At 77.6% G+C, this 1,944-nt stretch carries 2 protein-coding genes; both read left to right on the top strand.

Annotation, left to right across the window (positions count from 1 at the left end; translation table 11 throughout):
• Nucleotides 1-1,174, top strand: a 1,174-nt coding sequence (locus KBX39_RS30030) for a tetratricopeptide repeat protein (protein ID WP_210873773.1), incomplete at its 5' end; no start/stop codon positions are given.
• A gap of 58 nt (nucleotides 1,175-1,232) precedes the next feature.
• Nucleotides 1,233-1,944 (top strand): ATP-binding cassette domain-containing protein (locus KBX39_RS30025; RefSeq protein ID WP_210873771.1); only part of this gene is annotated, 712 nt, incomplete at its 3' end.

Raw genomic sequence — 1,944 nt, 5'->3', positions numbered from 1 at the left:
GGCGTTCTACTGGTGGCTGCGGGGTCTGCGCGGGGAGGGCGCGGCGCCGGCCCGGCGGCTTGTCGACCGGCTCGACGGCCCACCCGACGGCCTGGCCGAGGAATACGCGCTGGCCTTGCTGATCGCCACGCTCGCCGGTGGCGGCGAACGCAGCGAGGTCGACGCCGCGTCGCGGATCCTGTGGACCATGGCCCGGCCGCCCCGGCATCCGTTCCTGCTCTACCTGTCCGGCATGGCCAGCGGGCCCCCGTCGCCGCAGGACGCGGCGGCGCTGCACGAGCGGGCCGTCCGGGACCGGCTGCTCGGCGCCGACCCGTGGAGCCGGGCGCTGGGCCGCCTGGGCACCGCGATGGTCGGTCTGCTGCACGGCCGTCACGCCCAGGCCCACGCCGACCTGGACGGCGCGCTCGCCGGTTTCCGGGCGCTCGACGACCGCTGGGGCATGATCGTGACGCTGTCCACCCGCGCCGAGGCGGCCTACCGCACCGGTGACGTCGCGTCGGCGGCCGCGCCGATGGCGGAGGCGCTGGAGCTGGCCGAGCAGCTCGGCTCCACCCTGGACCTGGCGGAGCTGCTGCGGACCCGCGCCGACGGGCGGCTCGCCGCCGGTGACCTGACCGGCGCGGCCGAGGACTTCCGGCGGGTGCGGCGCATCGCCGGTCCGGCCGGCGCGCCGGAGCTGGTCGCCGCCGCGTACCTGGGGCTCGGGGAGATCGCCCGCCGCGACGGCGACCCGCGGCGGGCGCGGGCGTTGTGCGAACGGGCGGTCGCGCAGTGCCCGTCGGGCTGGTTCGGCGCCGATGTGGTGCGGCTCGCGGCGCTGGTGACGCTCGGGCAGCTCGCCGACGCCACCGGCGACCCGGCTACGGCCCGCGCCTACTACCGGCAGGTCCTCACGGCCGGCGTCGGTGTGTGGGACGTGCCGGTGGTGGCCGCCGCCGCGGACGGGCTGGCCGGGCCGCTGCTGCGCGACGGCGACCCCGAGTCGGCGGCCCGCCTGCTGGGCGCGGCGGCGGCGCTGCTGGCGGGCACCGGCGCGGCCGACGCCCCGGCCGGCACACCCACCGCCGTCGAGCTGCGGGAACACCTGGGTGAGGCGGCGTTCGCCACCGCGTACGCCCGGGGCGCGGGCCTGCCCCGGCAGCGGGCGCTGGCGCTGGTCGACGGGCGATGACCGGCCCGGTGCGCGCGCGGTGCGCGCCCGGTCAGCGCCGGCGGTGACGCTTGCCGGCATGAGCGACGACACGACGGCCGTACTGGCCGACGGGATACGAAAACGGTACGGCCGCACCACCGCCCTAGACGGCTTCGACCTGGCCGTGCCGGCCGGCACGGTGTACGGGGTGCTCGGCCCGAACGGGGCGGGCAAGACCACTGCGGTGCGGGTCCTCACCACGCTGCTGCGGTTCGACGCCGGCCGGGCCCGGGTGGCCGGGTACGACGTGGCCTCCGAACCGGACCGGGTCCGTGAGGCGATCAGCCTGACCGGGCAGTACGCGGCGGTCGACGAGGTGCTCAGCGGGCGGCAGAACCTGGTGCTGTTCGGGCGGCTGCGGCGGCTGTCCGCGCGCCGGGCCCGCGACCGCGCCGAGGAGCTGCTGGACCGGTTCGGGTTGACCGAGGCGGCGGACCGGTCGGCGGGCGGCTACTCCGGTGGGATGCGCCGCCGCCTGGATCTGGCGGCCAGCCTGGTGGTGCCGCCGCGGGTGCTGTTCCTCGACGAGCCGACCACCGGCCTGGACCCGCGCAGCCGCAACGGTCTGTGGTCGGCGGTGCGGGAACTGGTCGCCGACGGCACGACCGTGCTGTTGACCACCCAGTACCTGCAGGAGGCCGACCACCTCGCCGACCGGGTGTGCGTCATCGACTCCGGCCGGGTCGTGGCCGAGGGCACCCCGGAGCGGTTGAAGGCCCGCATCGGCGCGGACCGGCTGGAGCTGATGG

This window comes from Micromonospora sp. D75, from assembly GCF_018070405.1.
Lineage (GTDB): Bacteria > Actinomycetota > Actinomycetes > Mycobacteriales > Micromonosporaceae > Micromonospora > Micromonospora chalcea.
This window is presented reverse-complemented; position numbering and strand designations above follow the sequence as displayed.